The 16,249-nt window shown below is 73.4% G+C and carries 14 protein-coding genes; 12 read left to right on the forward strand and 2 right to left on the reverse strand.

The genetic code is table 11. The features are described 5' to 3' along the window. The first annotated feature begins 29 nt into the window (after positions 1-29). From DEJ34_RS04420 to DEJ34_RS04450, 7 genes are all read left to right on the forward strand, one after another. Positions 30-1,373 carry an alpha/beta hydrolase gene (locus DEJ34_RS04420; protein ID WP_110901327.1) on the forward strand — a complete coding sequence of 448 codons (1,344 nt, stop codon included), beginning with the start codon at positions 30-32 and terminating at the stop codon, positions 1,371-1,373. A gap of 183 nt (positions 1,374-1,556) precedes the next feature. Beyond that, a complete protein-coding gene (locus tag DEJ34_RS04425; protein WP_110911529.1) occupies positions 1,557-3,818 on the forward strand; it encodes a transglycosylase domain-containing protein in 2,262 nt (753 codons plus the stop codon). 137 nt (positions 3,819-3,955) lie between these two features. After that, the gene (gene gatC, locus DEJ34_RS04430; protein ID WP_110823724.1) at positions 3,956-4,255 is read left to right on the forward strand and encodes an Asp-tRNA(Asn)/Glu-tRNA(Gln) amidotransferase subunit GatC; all 300 of its coding nucleotides are present in this window, start codon (positions 3,956-3,958) and stop codon (positions 4,253-4,255) included. Positions 4,256-4,263: 8 nt separating this feature from the next. Further along, positions 4,264-5,811, forward strand: a complete 1,548-nt coding sequence (gatA, locus tag DEJ34_RS04435) for an Asp-tRNA(Asn)/Glu-tRNA(Gln) amidotransferase subunit GatA (RefSeq protein ID WP_110911528.1) — start codon at positions 4,264-4,266, stop codon at positions 5,809-5,811. Then, the gene (gene gatB / locus DEJ34_RS04440) at positions 5,811-7,313 is read left to right on the forward strand and encodes an Asp-tRNA(Asn)/Glu-tRNA(Gln) amidotransferase subunit GatB (RefSeq protein ID WP_110823726.1); all 1,503 of its coding nucleotides are present in this window, start codon (positions 5,811-5,813) and stop codon (positions 7,311-7,313) included. Before gatA ends, gatB begins: the two co-directional genes overlap by 1 nt. 136 nt (positions 7,314-7,449) lie before the next feature. Next, on the forward strand, positions 7,450-8,538 hold the full coding sequence (locus DEJ34_RS04445) for a type III polyketide synthase (RefSeq protein WP_110911527.1): 1,089 nt from the start codon (positions 7,450-7,452) through the stop codon (positions 8,536-8,538). Beyond that, positions 8,535-9,227: a methyltransferase domain-containing protein gene (locus tag DEJ34_RS04450; protein ID WP_258368344.1), complete on the forward strand. Its 693-nt coding sequence runs from the start codon at positions 8,535-8,537 to the stop codon at positions 9,225-9,227. Before DEJ34_RS04445 ends, DEJ34_RS04450 begins: the two co-directional genes overlap by 4 nt. Positions 9,228-9,262: 35 nt before the next feature. Here the strand turns inward: DEJ34_RS04450 and DEJ34_RS04455 are convergent, their stop codons facing one another. After that, positions 9,263-10,315, reverse strand: a complete 1,053-nt coding sequence (locus tag DEJ34_RS04455; protein WP_110890276.1) for a zinc-dependent alcohol dehydrogenase family protein — start codon at positions 10,313-10,315, stop codon at positions 9,263-9,265. A gap of 80 nt (positions 10,316-10,395) precedes the next feature. On the opposite strand from DEJ34_RS04455, the gene DEJ34_RS04460 reads away from it, so the two are divergent. Both DEJ34_RS04460 and DEJ34_RS04465 read left to right on the forward strand, forming a co-directional pair. Then, the gene (locus tag DEJ34_RS04460) at positions 10,396-11,325 is read left to right on the forward strand and encodes a DUF3097 domain-containing protein (RefSeq protein WP_110911565.1); all 930 of its coding nucleotides are present in this window, start codon (positions 10,396-10,398) and stop codon (positions 11,323-11,325) included. A gap of 98 nt (positions 11,326-11,423) precedes the next feature. After that, positions 11,424-12,077 (forward strand): spermidine/putrescine ABC transporter substrate-binding protein, encoded by a 654-nt coding sequence (locus tag DEJ34_RS04465; RefSeq protein ID WP_110901332.1) that lies wholly within the window; start codon positions 11,424-11,426, stop codon positions 12,075-12,077. Here DEJ34_RS04465 and DEJ34_RS04470 read toward each other — a convergent pair. Then, positions 12,074-12,502: a DUF3054 domain-containing protein gene (locus DEJ34_RS04470; RefSeq protein ID WP_110911564.1), complete on the reverse strand. Its 429-nt coding sequence runs from the start codon at positions 12,500-12,502 to the stop codon at positions 12,074-12,076. The genes DEJ34_RS04465 and DEJ34_RS04470 overlap by 4 nt on opposite strands. A gap of 93 nt (positions 12,503-12,595) precedes the next feature. On the opposite strand from DEJ34_RS04470, the gene DEJ34_RS04475 reads away from it, so the two are divergent. The 3 genes from DEJ34_RS04475 (at position 12,596) to DEJ34_RS04485 (ending at position 16,196) form a co-directional block, all read left to right on the forward strand. Then, on the forward strand, positions 12,596-14,167 hold the full coding sequence (locus DEJ34_RS04475; protein ID WP_181419401.1) for an inositol monophosphatase family protein: 1,572 nt from the start codon (positions 12,596-12,598) through the stop codon (positions 14,165-14,167). Between the two features lie 99 nt (positions 14,168-14,266). Continuing rightward, positions 14,267-15,022 (forward strand): hypothetical protein, encoded by a 756-nt coding sequence (locus tag DEJ34_RS04480; RefSeq protein ID WP_110911525.1) that lies wholly within the window; start codon positions 14,267-14,269, stop codon positions 15,020-15,022. Positions 15,023-15,077: 55 nt separating this feature from the next. Next, positions 15,078-16,196, forward strand: a complete 1,119-nt coding sequence (locus DEJ34_RS04485) for an ATP-binding cassette domain-containing protein (RefSeq protein WP_110911524.1) — start codon at positions 15,078-15,080, stop codon at positions 16,194-16,196. Positions 16,197-16,249 lie beyond the last annotated feature (53 nt).

A 16,249-nucleotide genomic window follows, 5' to 3' on the forward strand; every position in this document is an offset into this window, starting at 1 on the left:
ACAGGCTGGCCTTCCAGGGGGAGACCCGTTTGCTGCTCTTCGCCGCGGCGCTGCTGACCGCCTCGATGCACTCGCAGGGAGTGGTCGAGGCCCCGGCCGTGCCCGCCGTCGCCGTCGTCCAGGCGACCTCGTCCGCGCCCATGCGACACGCGCCTCCCGAGCAGGGACGGGACGGAGCCGTCGACGCTCTCGCCGACGCCACCGGGCAGCGCTGGCTCGAGGTGCTCGCGGCGGCACCGCCGACCGTCCTGCGCGCGGCCGACGCCGACGGCCGGGTCCTCACCACCGCGATGGACGACCCGCCCACCAGCAGCACGGTGACGGCGTGGTGGTCGGCGCTCTCACCCGCGACGCGGACCGTCCTCACCGACGACGCCCCGGCGGTCGTCGGCAACCTCGACGGGGTCCCCTTCGACGTGCGGGACGCGGCGAACCGAGCGGTGCTGACGTCGGAACTCGCCGACCCGCAGGCCCCGACGGCGTTGGCCGCGATGCTCGGACAGGTGCAGGAATCGCTCGAGCAGGAGCCCGGCGACCCGCGCAAGTACCTCGTCACGCTGGACACGCGGGGGAGCGGTCGGTGCGCGATCTCGGTCGGTGACATCGGGACGGCCGGGCACGTGTCGGTCGTCGTCCCGGGCATCTTCTTCACCGTGAACGGGCAGATGGCGGACTTCACCGCGACCGCCGGTGACGTGTACCGGGAGCAGGCGACCGTCGCCCCCGTCGCGGCACCCGCGGACGGACCCGGGGTGGCGGTCCTGGCCTGGATGGGCTACCGCACGCCGGGCATCTCCGACTTCATGTCGCTCGACCTCGCGCACCTCGGGGCGGACCGACTCGTCCGGACGCTCGACGGCATCCGATCCGTCCGCACCGGCCACGAGCCACGGCTCGGCGTCGTGGCGCACTCGTACGGGTCCACCACCGCGATGATCGCACTCTCCTCGGGGCGGGTCACGGTCGACAGCCTCACCATGCTGGGGTCGCCCGGCAGCGCGGTCACCACGGCCGACCAACTCGCGGTGACCCCGGGGCAGGTGTACGTCGGCGGAGCGCACTGGGACCCGGTCGCCGGGACCGGCTTCTTCGGGACCGACCCGGGCCTCGCCGCGTTCGGGGCGGCACGGCTCGACCTCCTCGTCGCGGACGACCCGGACGGAGGCGGCGACGTGTTCCGACAGCCGTTCGGGCACAACGACTACCTCAAGCCGGGCACTGCGTCGCTGCACGACGTGGCGCTCATCGCGGTCGGACGGGGTGACCTGGTCCGTGGTGAGCACCACGAGGGCGACGGCCGGCACGGCGACATCGTCCAGGCGACGCCGGACATGTACCTCGTCCGGCCGCAGGACCTCCAGCCGCGTGACTGACGACCACGGGGTCGGCGGACGTGACCGGATCGTGACCCGGGGGTGCGCTGGGAGGCGATCCGTGCCTCCCGGCCGCACCGTCGGGGCGGGTGCGAGCCGGTCGTGCGCCTTCCTGTGCGGCCGCGCAGCCCCGAGCCGGCGCGCAGCAGACCCGACCCAGCGCGGCTCCCTACCGTCCTCGACATGCGGATCGCGCGCTGGCCGGGGGCCTTCCTGATGTTCGTCGTCATGTCCGTGCTCGCCGGGCTGCTCGTCGCCGTCGCGGTGACGCCGACGGTGGCGGTGGCGGGCGAGGGGGCCTCGGGGGCCGCGGAGTTCTTCGAGGACCTGCCGAGCTACCTCGACATCCAGACACCGCAACAGCTCTCGACCGTCTACGCGGAGCAGGGTGGCAAGGACGTGCCGATCGCCTCGTTCTACGCGGAGAACCGCACGGACGTGACGTCGTCGCAGATCGCCGACAGCCTCAAGCAGGCCGCGATCGACACCGAGGACCCCCGGTTCCGCGACGAGGGCGGCATCGACGTCGTCGGCACCATCCGCGCCGCCATCGCCGACGCCCTGCACGCGGGTGTCCAAGGCGGGTCGAGCATCACCCAGCAGTACGTGAAGAACGTGCTCGTGCAGCAGTGCGAGCAGCTCACCGGCAAGGACCCCGCGTCCACCAAGACGAAGGTGGACGCCTGTTACGACAAGGTCGCCGGCCAGACCGAGGCCCGGAAGCTCCAGGAGATCCGGTACGCGATCGCGGTCGACCAGAAGTACACGAAGGACCAGGTCCTGACCGGGTACCTCAACATCGTCGGCCTCGGCGGGCGTGTCTACGGTGCGGAGGCCGGTGCGGAGTACTACTTCGGCGTGCACGCGGCGGACCTCTCCCTCGTGCAGTCCGCGACCCTGGTGGCGATCCTCAACAACCCGTCGTACCTGCGCATCGACGAGCCGGACAGCACCGCGAACGGTGCGGCGAACGGGTACCGGCTGACGAAGGTCCGGCGCGACTACGTCCTGCGCCGCATGCACGCCCACGGCACGATCTCGGCGGCTGCCCTGCGGAAGGCGGTCGCGACGCCGATCACACCGCGGATCACCGACACCGCGAACGGGTGCTCGAGCGCCGCGACGAAGTACGACGCGGGGTACTTCTGCGACGCCGTGCGGTCACAGCTGCTCGCGGACCCGGCGTTCGGGAAGACGGCCTCGGACCGGATCGCGACGCTCGACACGAAGGGGCTGTCGATCCACACCTCGCTCGACCTCGACCTGCAGCACACCGCGCAGGCGGCGCTGTCGTCGTACGTGCCGACCACCATGGCGGGCGTCGACGCCGGTGGGGCGAACGTCACCGTCGAACCCGGGACGGGACGCGTGCTGTCGATGGTGCAGAACACGGACTACACGCAGTCGGACGCCCCGACCGCCGGTGCCACGGCGGTGAACTACAACGCGGACCAGGCCGTCGGCAGCTCGGGCGGCTTCCCGACCGGTTCCACCTACAAGGTCTTCACCCTGGCGGACTGGTTGGCGAACGGACACACGCTGTCGCAGTCGGTGTCGACGACCGAGCACACGTTCCCGCAGTCGGAGTTCACGAACTCGTGCGTCGGTGTCGGCGGTGCGCCGTGGCAGGTCGCCAACGCCGAGCAGGTGGAACCGACGATGAGTGTGCTCGCGGCCACCGTGGAGTCGATCAACACCGCGTTCGGCGCGATGGCGAAGCAGCTCGACCTGTGCGGCATCCAGAAGACCGCCGAGGCGATGGGCATCCACCAGGCCGACGGCAGTGCACCCGACTCGAACCCGGCGTCGGTCCTGGGAACGAACCCACTGTCGCCGATCGACCTCGCCGAGGCGTACGCCGGCTTCGCGAACGGCGGCATCGTCTGCACGCCGACCACGATCGACTCCGTGACGACCGCCAGCGGCGGCACGATCCGACCGACCCCGCCCACGTGCTCGCGCGGCGTCAGCGCCGAGGTCGCCGGCACCGTCGACTACGCGCTCCAGGGCGTGCTGTCGGGGAAGGGGACGGCCGCGAGTGCGAACCCCGGCGACGCGGTGCCGAAGTTCGCGAAGACCGGCACGACCGACGGTGACGAGCAGAACTGGCTCATCGCCTCGTCGACGAAGTACACGAACGCCACGTGGATCGGCAACGTGCAGGGCCACGTCCGGTTGGCGGACTGGCCGTTCCTGCAGGGGACGACCGGGTACAGCGCGAAGTTCGGGGTCGGCAAGCAGATGATGGCCTACCTGGACGGCGTCGTCGGCGGGGGGCCGTTGCCTGCGCCCGACCCGGCGCTCATCGGGCCCGCGGCGTCAGCTCCGGCTCCGGCTGCGCCAGCGGCCCCGGCCCCGGCTGCGGGCCAGGGTGGAGCGGCGGCAGCCGGGCCCGGTGGTGTGGGCACGGGGTCAGCCCCCGGGCAGGCCGCTGCGGAGCGCTGAGCACCAGGCGTCCTGCTCGGACGCCCGGCTCGGCTGCGGGTCCGGGTCCGGGTCCCGAGCCGAGGAGGGGCGTCCGACCTCCGTCCGGCCCGCCCAATAGACTGGGCGGCATTCCACGAACCGATCGACGGAGCACCATGCCTGACATCACGAGCGAGCAGGTCGCCCACCTGGCGAACCTCGCACGTATCGCACTCACGCCCGACGAGATCGAGAAGATGACCGAGGAGCTGTCACTCATCGTCGACAGCGTCGCGAAGGTCACCGAGGTCGCGACACCGGACGTCCCCGCGACGAGCCACCCGGTCCCGCTCGAGAACGTTTCCCGCCCCGACGAGGTCGGCCAAACGCTCACCCAGGAGCAGGCCCTCTCGGGTGCCCCCGACTCGGACGGCGAGCGCTTCCGCGTGACCGCGATCCTCGGCGAAGAACAGTAGGCGGAACAGTGACCGACGACATCACCACACTGAGCGCCGCTGCGCTCGCCGACGCCCTCGTGGCCCGCGACGTCTCGAGCGTCGAGGCGACCCAGGCGCACCTCGACCGCATCGCCGCCGTCGACGGGGACGTGCACGCGTTCCTGCACGTCAACCAGAACGCGCTCGCCGCGGCCAAATCGATCGACTCGCGCCGCGCCGCCGGGGACGACCTCGGCCCGCTCGCCGGCGTGCCGATCGCCGTGAAGGACGTCCTGTGCACGCAGGACATGCCCACCACCTCCGGGTCGAAGATCCTCGAGGGCTGGGTCCCGCCGTACGACGCCACCCCCGTCGGGAAGCTCCGCCGTGCCGGCCTGGTGCCGCTCGGCAAGACGAACATGGACGAGTTCGCCATGGGCTCGTCGACCGAGTTCTCGGCCTACGGCCCGACGCGGAACCCGTGGGACCTCGACCGGATCCCCGGCGGGTCCGGCGGCGGCTCGGCCGCTGCGGTCGCCGCGTACGAGGCGCCGATCGCCCTCGGGTCCGACACCGGTGGGTCGATCCGCCAGCCGGGCGCCGTCACCGGCACCGTCGGCGTCAAGCCGACCTACGGTGGCGTCAGCCGCTACGGCGCGATCGCGCTCGCGTCGAGCCTCGACCAGATCGGCCCGGTGTCCCGCACCGTCCTCGACGCCGCGCTCCTGCACGACGTCATCGGCGGGCACGACCCGAAGGACTCGACCTCGCTCCGCCAGGAGTGGCCGTCGTTCGCCGCCGCCGCGCGGGAGGGCCTGCAGGCCGACTCGCTCCAGGGCGTCCGCATCGGCGTCGTCAAGGAGCTCGCCGGTGGCGAGGGCTTCCAGGCGGGCGTGACGCAGCGCTTCCAGGAGACCGTCGCGCTGCTCGAGTCGGCCGGTGCGGTCGTCGTCGAGATCGACGCGCCGTCGTTCGCCTACGCGATCAGCGCCTATTACCTGATCCTCCCGGCCGAGGCGTCCTCGAACCTCGCCAAGTTCGACTCCGTGCGCTTCGGTCTGCGCGTCACGCCCGAGGGCGGGGCCACGGTCGAGGACGTCATGGCCGCCACGCGTGAGGCCGGCTTCGGTCCGGAGGTCAAGCGCCGCATCATCCTCGGCACCTACGCGCTGAGCGCCGGCTACTACGACGCCTACTACGGCAGCGCGCAGAAGGTCCGCACGCTGGTGCAGCGGGACTTCGCCGCCGCGTTCGACCAGGTCGACCTGCTCATCAGCCCGTCGGCGCCGACCACCGCGTTCAAGATCGGTGAGCGCATCGACGACCCGCTCGCGATGTACCTCAACGACCTCACCACGATCCCGGCGAACCTGGCGGGTGTGCCGGGCATGAGCATCCCGAACGGCCTCGCGCCGGAGGACTCCCTGCCGACCGGCGTGCAGCTCATGGCGCCGCAGCGCGAGGACGCCCGGCTCTACCGCGTCGGCGCGGCCCTCGAGCGGCTCCTCGAGCAGCAGTGGGGCGCCCCGCTCATCTCCCGGATCCCGGACCTGGACGCCGTACAGCAGTCCGCCGCAGAGGAAGGTGTCATCTGATGGCCAAGGACGCACTCATGGACTTCGACGAGGCGATCGAGCGGTTCGAGCCGGTCCTCGGCTTCGAGGTGCACGTCGAACTCGCTACGAAGACCAAGATGTTCTCGGACGCGCCGAACTTCTTTGGTGGCGAGCCGAACACGAACGTGACACCGGTCGACCTCGGCCTGCCCGGGTCCCTGCCGGTCGTCAACGAGCAGGCCGTGCGCTACTCGATCCAGCTCGGGCTCGCGCTCGGCTGCTCGATCGCCGAGAGCTCGCGGTTCGCGCGGAAGAACTACTTCTACCCGGACAACCCGAAGAACTACCAGATCTCCCAGTACGACGAGCCGATCGCGTTCGAGGGCGAGGTCGAGGTCGAACTCGCCGACGGCACCATCTTCCAGGTGCCGATCGAGCGCGCCCACATGGAGGAGGACGCCGGCAAGCTGACGCACGTCGGCGGTGCCACCGGTCGCATCCAGGGCGCCGAGTACTCCCTGGTGGACTACAACCGCGCCGGCGTGCCGCTCGTCGAGATCGTCACGAAGCCGATCATCGGCGCGAAGGAGCGCGCGCCCGAGCTCGGTGCCGCCTACGTGCAGGTCATCCGCGACCTCGTGCGTGCGCTCGGCGTCTCCGAGGCCCGGATGGAGCGCGGGAACCTGCGTTGCGACGCGAACATCTCGCTGCGCCCCTGGGGACAGGAGGAGCTCGGCACCCGGACCGAGACGAAGAACGTGAACTCGTTCCGCGCGGTCGAGCGCGCCATCCGCTACGAGATCCAGCGCCAGGCCGCCATCCTCGCCGCCGGTGGGACGATCACGCAGGAGACCCGGCACTGGCACGAGGACACCGGCCGCACCTCGGCCGGGCGCCCCAAGTCGGACGCGGACGACTACCGGTACTTCCCGGAGCCCGACCTGCTGCCCGTCGTGCCGGACCCGGCCCTCATCGAGGAGCTCCGCGCCGGCCTGCCCGAGGCACCGGTGGCCCGCCGCCGTCGGCTCAAGGGCGAGTGGGGCTTCGCCGACCTCGAGTTCCAGGACGTCGTCAACGGCGGCCTGCTCGACGAGGTCCAGGCCACGGTCGACGCCGGTGCCGCTCCGCAGGCCGCCCGCAAGTGGTGGACCGGCGAGATCAGCCGCGTCGCCAACGCACAGGACGCCGCACCCGGTGACCTCGTGTCACCGCAGCACGTCGCCGAGGTCATCGCGCTCGTCGAGTCCGGCGACCTGACCGACCGGCTCGCACGCCAGGTCCTCGAGGGCGTCATCGCCGGTGAGGGCTCACCGGCGCAGGTCGTCGAGGCCCGCGGGCTGAAGGTCGTCTCGGACGACAGCGCCCTCACCGCCGCGGTCGACGAAGCCCTCGCCGGCCAGCCCGACGTGCTGCAGAAGATCCGCGACGGCAAGGTCCAGGCCGCCGGCGCGATCATCGGTTCGGTCATGAAGGCCATGAAGGGCCAGGCGGACGCCGCACGCGTCCGCGAGCTGGTCCTGGAGCGCGCCCAGCAGCAGTAGGGCGGGGCACTGCGAGACGGGAGGCCCGTGGCGGGATCGCCACGGGCCTCCCGTCCGTCCGCCGGCGGCTCGGACGCCAGCCACGGCGGCCGGACCATCCTGGGGACACGTCAGCGACCTGGTGACAGGATGGAGCGTGTCAGCAACGATCCGAGCCATCGGTACCGCCGTCCCGCGGACCACCCTCGGGCAGGCGGAGGTCCGTGACCTCTTCGCCGCCCAGCCCGGCCTGGGGCGGCTGGCGACCCGACTCGTCCCGGCGGCGTTCGACGCCTCCGAGGTGGAGCACCGTCACAGCGTCCTGCCCGAGCTCGACGCAGCGGCCGAGCCCGGGCCCTTCCGCGACGTCGACGGCGTGCTCGCCTCGCCGAGCACCGGGATGCGCAACGACCGCTTCCGCGAACTCGCGCCGCCCCTGTTCGTCGGTGCCGCCCGCGACGCCCTCGAACGCGCCGCCGTCGACCCGGCGACCGTCACGCACGTCGTGACCGTGTCCTGCACCGGCTTCACGCAGCCCGGTCCGGACCTGGCGATCGTCGAGGAACTCGGCCTGCCGCGCAACGTCTTCCGCCAGCACGTCGGCTTCATGGGGTGCTTCGCGGCGTTCCCGGCCCTCCGCATCGCGGACGCCTTCGTCGGAGCCGACCCGTCGGCCGTGGTGCTCGTCGTGTGCGCCGAACTCTGCACGCTGCACGTGCGTCACTCGGAGGACCCGGACCAGATCGTCGCGAACAGCGTCTTCGGGGACGGGGCCGCCGCTGCCGTCGTCACCGCGGACGGCTCCGGGCTGCGGCTCGACGCGTTCACCACCATGGTGCTGCCCGAGGGCGCGAGCGAGATGGCGTGGAACATCGGCGACGAGGGCTTCGAGATGGTCCTCAGCACCGCGGTGCCGAAGCTCATCGGCGTGCACGCGCAGGAAGCGGTCGCCCCGCTCCTCGACCCGCGCGGCTGGACCCCCGACGACGTGCCGGTGTGGGCCGTGCACCCGGGCGGTCGGGCCATCCTCGACCGCACCCAGGACGCCCTGCACCTGCCCGACAGCGCCCTGACGGCCAGCCGGACGGTGCTGCGCGAGCACGGCAACATGTCGAGCGCGACCGTGCTGTTCGTCCTGCAGGAAGCCCTGGCCGCGGAACCGACCGACGGCACCCCGGTCGTCGCACTCGCCTTCGGGCCGGGCCTGACGGTCGAGGCCGCGGCACTGACGGTGGTGGGTGCGTGACGGACCGGATCGACCTGTCCGCGCGCGCCGTCGACCTGCGCGAACTCATGGACGACCCGCACTGCGATCCGGCCACGCTCGACCGGACCTACCGGCGGTTCGCCGTCGTGAACGCGGCCGTGAGCGGCTGGCGGGCGGTGTGGCAGACGCACGTGGTGCCGGCGCTGCCCGCGACCGGACGGGCCCGCGTGCTCGACCTCGGCTGCGGCGGCGGGGACCTCGCCCGGTCGCTGAGCCGGTGGGCGCGGGGCGACGGCTTCGACCTCGAGGTCGTCGGTGTCGACCCGGACCCGCGCGCGATCCGGGCGGCCGAGCGGCTGTCCGCGCCCGGGGTCACCTTCCGGCAGCAGTCGAGCGCCGAGCTCGTCGCCGCTGGTGAGCGGTTCGACGTGGTCGTCTCGAACCACGTGCTGCACCACCTCGACGACGCCGAGCGTCACGCGTTCCTGCGTGACTCCGCGGTGCTCGCCGGGTCGCGCAGCGTGCACTCCGACATCCGGCGGTCCGCAGCCGCCTACCGGCTGTACGCGATCGGGTCGGTGCTCGTCACCGCGGGGACGTTCATCCGCGAGGACGGGCTCCGCTCGATCCGCCGCAGCTTCACGGTGCCGGAGCTGGCCGCCGCCCTGCCGCCGGGATGGCGGGCCGAGTCGGCGTCCCCGCACCGGGTCCTCGCGGTCCGGGGCTGACCCCCTCCGCACCACGGCGCGAGGGACACCGACCCCTACGGACGCAGCAGCACCTTGATCGCCCGGCGCTCGTCCATCGCGGCGTACGCCTCGGCGGCGTCGTCGAGCGGCAGTTCGAGGTCGAACACGCGGCCCGGGTCGATCGTGCGGGCGAGCACGTCGGGGAGCAGCTCCTCGATGTAGGCGCGGGCCGGGGCCATGCCGCCGCCGACCGTGATGTTCCGGGCGAACAGGAACGGCATCGGCAGCTCCGGGTCGCCCGCGGGGACGCCGACGTACCCGACGTTGCCGCCCGGACGGACGACCCGCAGCGCCTGGTCCATGCTCTCCGCGGTGCCGACGGCCTCGAGCGCGCAGTCGGCCAGGTCGCCGCCGAGCAGGTCGCGGACCGCCTGCACGCCCTCGTCACCGCGGGCCGCCACGATGTCGGTCGCGCCGAACTCGCGCGCGAGGGCCTGGCGGTCCGCGTGGCGGCTCATGGCGATGATCCGCTCGGCACCGAGTCGTGCTGCCGCGAGTACACCGGACAGGCCGACCGCGCCGTCACCGACCACGACGACGGTCCTGCCCGGGCCGACCTCGGCGGAGACCGCAGCGTGGTGCCCGGTCGAGAAGACGTCGGACAGCGTCAGCAGCGACGGGACGAGGTCGTCGTCCACCGGGCCCGGCACGACCACCAGGGTGGCCGCCGCATCCGGCACGCGGACGTACTCCGCCTGTGCGCCGCCGAGCGGGTGACCGTACGCGTCCGGCGTCACGCCGAACGTGGAGCGGTGGTCGCAGCCGCTCGTCATGCCGTGCGCGCAGGCCTGGCAGGTGCCGTCGTTCGTGGTGAACGGGGCGATGACGAAGTCGCCGACGTGCAGGTCCGTGACCCCGTCGCCCACCTGGTCGACGACGCCGACGAACTCGTGGCCGATGGCGCGCGGCTCGGTGGTGTCGCGGACGCCCCGGTACGGCCAGAGGTCGGAGCCGCACACGCAGGCGGCGGTGATGCGGACCACGGCGTCGGTCGGCTCGATGATCGTCGGGGCGTCACGCTCCTCGACACGGATGTCGCGGGGAGCGTGGATGACTGTTGCGCGCACGGGGAGTGCCTTCCGTCGTGATGGTGGGGGACCGGCCGGTCGACGTCGTCCTGCCGCCCGTCGACAGTACGCTCGTGCGGGTGGACGAGGACCGGTACGGCAGTGACGTGCTCTCGGGCGACTGGCGCTCGCGAGGCGTGCGGAAGGTGCGGCAGGTGCCGCTCGAACGGGACATGGTGCTCGAGGACCCGGCCTCCGGCTGGGCCGGCGCCGTGGTCGGGCTCGAGGCGGGCAACGTGTCGCTCGAGGACTGGAAGGGCCGCACCCGCGCCTTCCCCTTCACGGGGCAGTTCCTGCTCGAGGGCGAACTCGTCACCCTGACCCGCCCACAGGCACCCGTCGGCCGCTCCGCCGCCGCGGCACCGCCGGCGAGGACGAGCGGACCGGCCGGGAGGCCCGACCAGGCCCCGGCGGTCCGGCGTGCGCCCGAGGGCGGTCGCCTGCGCACCGCGTCCGGCTCGTTCGCGGTCGAGCAGCAGCGCGCCCGCGTGGCGCTGCCCTCCCGGATCATGGTCGAGGGCAAGCACGACGCCGAACTCGTCGAGAAGGTGTGGGGCGCGGACCTCCGCGTCGAGGGCGTCGTGGTCGAGGAGCTCTCCGGCGTGGACAACCTGGCCGACGTCCTCGACGACTTCCGCCCGACCCGGGAGCGCCGGGTCGGCGTGCTGGTGGACCACCTCGTGCCGGGCTCGAAGGAGTCGCGGTTCGCCGACGCCGTGATGCGCGGGAAGTGGGGCGCGCACGTGCTCGTCGTCGGGCACCCGTTCGTGGACGTCTGGCAGTCGGTGAAGCCCGCGCGCGTCGGACTGCGCGAGTGGCCGATGATCCCGCGGTCGATCGAGTGGAAGGCCGGCATCTGCCAGGCGCTCGGCTGGCCGCACGCCGAGCAGGCCGACATCGCCCGGGCGTGGCAGCGCATCCTCGGGCAGGTGCGGACCTTCGCCGACCTCGAGCCGCAGTTGCTCGGACGGGTCGAGGAGCTCATCGACTTCGTCACCGAACCGGTCTGACCCGAGCGCACCGGTCTGGCGGACCCACACCGGGCCTCCCGTCCGGACCCGCCCGGCGCCTCCGCGCGGATCCCGGGCGCGCCGCCTACGCTGGCGGGATGGACGGCATCGACGGACGCGTGCGGAACGCCGTCGACGTCTGGCTGCGCTGGCTGCCGCGGTGGCAGATCGGTTCCACACGTCCACGCACCCGGATCTGCCGACGCTGCACCGGGTCGCCGATCGCGGCGGCCGCGGGCTTCGGGCCGGACGTGCCGCACCCCGTCCAGCACGCGCTGATCGGTCGGATGTCGGCCATCGTCGAGGACGCGGTCGACGAGTACACCGCGCGGAACCTGCCGCTCCTGCAGCGGGAACTCGAGCGCGCCGCCGCCCGGAAGCGACGGGCCGGGTACCAGCCGGCGGAGGGACTCGAGCCCGAGTTCCAGGGGCTGGACGTCGACCCGCAGCCGCAGCCGGGTGAGCCGTTCCTGTTCACGCTCGGTGAGCTCGCCGGCACCGGCGCGAGCGAGCAGGAGCCGCGCGAGCCGCTGTCGGACGAGGCGAAGGCCGCGCTCCGGCACGAGATCGAGCTGTCCGACGAGTGCGCCCGGTCGACCGGGACGGCGGTCTGCCTGGCGCTCACGGACCACCGGGAGCGCATCGCCGAGGCGGTCGACCGTCTGGTCGAACCGCAGATCGCCGCACTCGTCTCGGACATGTTCCGCGGGCTGGACGGACCCGACGAGGGCCCGCGGGGCGGACTCTTCTAGCGCTGCGGAGTGGCCGCACCGGTCGGGGCACCGGTCCGGCGGGCCCGAGCGCGCAGGACCAGTCGGGCGAGCAGTCGCCACCCGACCAGGAACACCCCGAGGACGATCGTCGTGACCACCACGAACGAGATCGGCAGCGGGTTCCCGTCCACCACGCCCTGCCCGGTCGCGACCCGGATGGCCAGACCGACGAAGACGGTCAGGACCCACACCACGACCGCGGTCGGCCAGGTGACGAGCGGCCGGGACCATGCCCCGGACGTCACGTACGCGATCGCCCACCCCGCGAGGAAGGGGTACGCGGTCGTCCACAGGCCGAGCGGCGCGAAGGGTTCGCCGTGCGACCCGCGGCCGATGACGGCGAACGTCACGACGAGCACGACGTCGACGACCGCCGCGAGCCAGTTCCAGGGTCGAGTGTCCACGGCACCATCCTCGCAGGCGTCCGGGTGCGGCGGGCAGCCAGGAGTTCACCGTTCGGTCACGTGCCGTTGGGGCGGTCCTCCCACCATGGAGTGGTGACGACGCTCGAGAGCCCGGCCCCCGCTGCGACCGGGAGGCCCGGCCCGCGTCCGCCGCGGGTCGTCGCCTCCCGCGGTGCCCCGCGTGTCCGCCGCGAGGACACGCTGCCCGCCGTCGCGGTCGCCGAGGCGCTCGGCGCGGACGTCATCGCGGTCGACGTCCGGCGCACCGCCGACGACGTCGCGGTGCTGCTGCACGACGAGACCCTCGGGCGGATGTGGGGCGACGGCCGCCCGGTGTCGGAGGTGTCCTGGTGTGACGTCGCCCGGCTCGGCAACGGACTCGACCGCATCCCACGGCTCGACGCGGTGCTCGAGCGACTCGACGGGTGCTCGGCGTCACTGCTGGTCCGGCTCGCCGACCCGGCCGACGCCGCCGTGGCGGTCCGCACCGTGCAGGCCGCGGCGGGGTCCGTGCCGGTCGCCTGGCGGGGGACCACCGACGCCGTGACGGCCGTGCGCGCGCTGCTGCCCGAGGCCGACGTGTGGCTGCCGTGGGACTCGCTCGGAGCGCCGACGGCCGCGCACCTGACGACGGTACGGCCCTCGACGCTCGACCTCGACGTCGCGTTCCTGACCCCGGCGACCGTCCGGGCCGCACACGCCCTGGGCCTCTGCGTGGCGGTGTGGACCGTGGACGACCCCGAGCCGACGCGCTGGGCGACCCGACTCGGGGCCGACCTGCTGCTCACCGAGGACGTCGCCACGGTGCACGCCGTGCTCGCTGCGGCGGAGCGGGACGGCTGGGTCCCGCGTCGCGAGCCGACCGAGCCCGAGGTCGCCGGACGGGCCCAGGCCCTGGCACACCGCATCGCGCACGAGGTGATCGCCTTCACCCGGGAGCACCGGATCAGCACGGACGCCGGTGACGCCGCCGCCCGGGTCCTCGACCTCGACCGCGCGATCGAGCAGCACGTCCGCGGCCGGGTCCGCGCGGTGTTCCCGGAGCACGGCTTCACGGGCGAGGAGTACGGCGTCGCGCCCGGGGACAAGCACCGGTGGTACCTCGACCCCGTCGACGGCAGCACGAACCTGGCGAACGGCGTGCCGTGGACGAGCACCTCGCTGTGCCTGACCCGTTCCGGACGACCCGTCGTCGGCGTCGTCGCCGACCCGTGGCGCGGCGAGGTGCTGGAAGCCCGCCGCGGCCGGGGCGCCACCGAGCGGGACCGGGTCCTGCGTCTCGACGACAGCCCGCGTGCCCTCGCCGGTGCGGTGGTCGGCACCGAGCTCGACGGGCACCGTCCGTGGTCGGGCTTCACCGCGTTCGTCACGGCGCTCGCCGCGCGGTCGTGCTCCGTGCGGGTGACCGGGTCCGGCACGCTGACGATCGCGCAGGTCGCGGCCGGGCGGGGGATCGGCGCGTGCACGCCCGCGTTCGACCCGGTCGACCACGGTGCCGCGGTCCTGCTCGTGCACGAGGCCGGCGGGGTGGTGCTGACCCTGGACGGACCGGTGTCCGACTTCCCGCCGGTCGGGGCACCGTTCCTCGTGGCGCACCCCGGCGCCGCCGACGAGCTGGCCGCGATCTGGTCCGCGGCGCTGCTCGGTGCGGGGTCGGAGCGGTGACGATCTGCGGCTGCTTCTGAGCACACACCCAGTCAGTCCGGGCCGGGGGTGCCTACCGTGGGCGCCAGCGGGCACGGTGTCCGCACGAAGGAGCACGTCATGGGATTCCTCGACCGTCTGCTCGGCCGCGAGGAGCGTCCGGCACAGCCACGACCCGGCGGCGGACAGCAGCAGGGGTACCCGTACGGCCAGCAGTCGTACCAGCAGCCGTACGGCGCACCGCAGCAGCCGACCGGCGCACCGCAGCAGCAGGGCGGTGGCGAGGACGAGCGCGCCGTCGCGCGCTACCGCTACCTGCTCCGCACCGCTCCGCCCGAGCGCATCGAGGAGGTGCACGCCGAGGCCTTCGCGCAGCTCACCCCGGAGCAGCGCCGCATGGTCTACGAGGAGTTCACCCGCACCGCACCCGCCGGTGAGGCCCCGCGCGGCGACGACCCCCGCTCCCTGGCCCAGTCGGCGACCCGCTCCGAGCTCCGCCAGCCCGGGTACATGGAGCGCTCGCTCGGCGGCATCGGCGGCGGCGGCGGGTTCGGCGGACGGCAGGGATCCGGCTTCGGCAGCATGCTCGGCGCCTCCCTGCTCGGCACCGTCGGTGGGTACGTGATCGGGTCCGCCCTGATGAGCGCCTTCCTGCCGGACCCCGGGTCGTTCGACGGTGGAACCGATGCAGGGGCTGCGGACGACGGCGGTCAGGGGGACACTGGTGACGGATCCGGTGACGGCGGTGCGTCCGACGGCGGCGGGTACGAGAACGCCTCCTGGGGCGATGGCGGATCCGACTTCGGCGGTTCGAACGACGGCGGCGGGTTCGACCAGGACTTCGGCGGCGACTTCGGTGGTGGCTTCGACGTCTGAGTGACGCTCCGCGCTCCACCGGCCCCTCCTGTCCAGCCGGTCACGAAGGAGCGACATGGCGATCATCGAGGCCACCGGCCTCACCAAGACGTACACGTCACGGTCGGGGCCCGTCCACGCGTTGGCGGGCCTCGACCTCTCGGTGCCGGAGGGCACCGTCACCGCACTGCTCGGCCCGAACGGCGCCGGGAAGACCACGACCGTGAAGGTGCTCACCACCCTGGTCGTCCCGGACGCCGGCACCGCGACCGTCGCCGGCACCGACGTCGTCGCCGACCCGCAGGGCACCCGGCGCGCGATCGGCGTGTCCGGGCAGTACGCCGCGGTCGACGAGAACCTCACCGGGGCCGAGAACCTCGAGATGATCGGCCGGCTGTACCACCTGGGACGCCGGGCCGCGCGCGACCGGGCCCGCGAGCTCATCGACGTGTTCGGGCTCGCCGAGGCGGGGGACCGGCCCGTGAAGGGGTTCTCCGGCGGCATGCGCCGGCGGATCGACCTCGCCGGGGCACTCGTGATGAACCCGCGGGTGCTGTTCCTCGACGAACCGACGACGGGCCTGGACCCGCGCAGCCGTCTCGCGCTCTGGGGGATCATCGAGGACCTCGTCGCCGACGGTGCAACCGTGCTCCTCACCACGCAGTACCTGGAGGAGGCCGACCAGCTGGCCGACGACATCGCCGTCATCGACGACGGTCGGGTCATCGCCGAGGGCACCTCGGACGAGCTCAAGGCGCAGGTGGGCGGACACCGGCTCGCCGTGACGCTGGTCGACGCCGCCGACGGGGAGCCCGCGACGGCCGTCCTCCGGCGTCACGGCAGCGGCGAGGTCGAGACCAGTGCGGACGGTCGGTCGCTGGCGGTCGCCGTCGACGCCGGGCCGGCGGCCCTGCAACGGGTCCTGGCCGACCTCGGGGCGGCCGACGTCGCACTGCACGACGCGGGCATGCGCCGCCCCACGCTCGACGACGTGTTCCTCCGGTTGACCGGGCACGCGGCGACGGCGGACGAGGCGGAGGCGGGCGACGGGTCGGGCGCGGGCCGGGCCTCCCGGCGGGGCCGCGGAGCACCACCGACAGACGGCGGCGCCACCGGCACCGGGGCGGGATCGCCCGGTGACCCGGACGCCGGTTCACACCTGGCGGCGGGAGCCGGACGGGAGCGGAGCCGGTGACCGCGACGTCCACCGGGTCGGCCCTCGGGCGGCAGCTGCCCGTCGTGGTGACG

It is taken from the genome of Curtobacterium sp. MCPF17_050, assembly GCF_003224435.2.
Classification (GTDB): domain Bacteria; phylum Actinomycetota; class Actinomycetes; order Actinomycetales; family Microbacteriaceae; genus Curtobacterium.